1 protein-coding gene and 1 pseudogene are annotated in these 571 nt (G+C 63.2%); both read left to right on the top strand.

Annotation, left to right across the window (positions count from 1 at the left end; genetic code table 11):
- Positions 1 to 210 (top strand): annotated as a pseudogene (locus tag ABD323_RS44380) (hypothetical protein); the annotation flags it as partial.
- 58 nt (positions 211 to 268) lie between these two features.
- The coding region (locus tag ABD323_RS44375) for a trypsin-like serine protease (RefSeq protein WP_344447654.1) at positions 269 to 571 on the top strand (303 nt) is incomplete at its 3' end.

Here is a 571-nt window from a genome sequence, read left to right as displayed (position 1 = left end):
GTCAGTGGCAAGACCGGATACCTGACCATGGAGGTCGACAGAGTGTGGGGCCTGGAGAGCGCTGATCACCCGCTCACTGCTGACGTGAAGCCCACGAATGCTACTGACCCGACGGACTACAAAATCGCCCCCGGCGAGTACCGGAGCATTGCGGAGGGCACCGAGACTGGGTCCGTTACGTCCGTGGTCGGGATCCGCATCACCGGCTGACGTCTTGTCAATTCTGCTAATTCGAAACGATATTGGCCGCTCTCAGAGGCTCAGGTACATGTTCAACAAGAAGTCACGTCCCGCGTGGAAAGCCGCTCTCCTCGCATCCGCAGTCGCCACAGGCGCACTGACCGCCGGCTCCGGCAGCCCAGCGAGCGCCGTCAGTGGTGAAACTCCAGCTAATTTCTCGTTTACTGCCAAGCTCGACATAGACACCGGCGGCACCAACAACGACGCCGACAAGCGCGCCTGCACCGGCGCCCTCGTCGACCCCAGCTGGGTCATCACCCCAGCCAGGTGCTTCGTCACCGACCCCTCCAAGGGCGTCACGGTCCCTGCCGGCGCGCCCAAGGGAGCGGTC

The organism is Kitasatospora nipponensis (genome assembly GCF_039528135.1).
GTDB lineage: Bacteria > Actinomycetota > Actinomycetes > Streptomycetales > Streptomycetaceae > Kitasatospora > Kitasatospora nipponensis.
The sequence above is the reverse complement of the archived record's forward strand: the minus strand, read 5'-3'. Positions and strand labels throughout refer to the sequence as shown.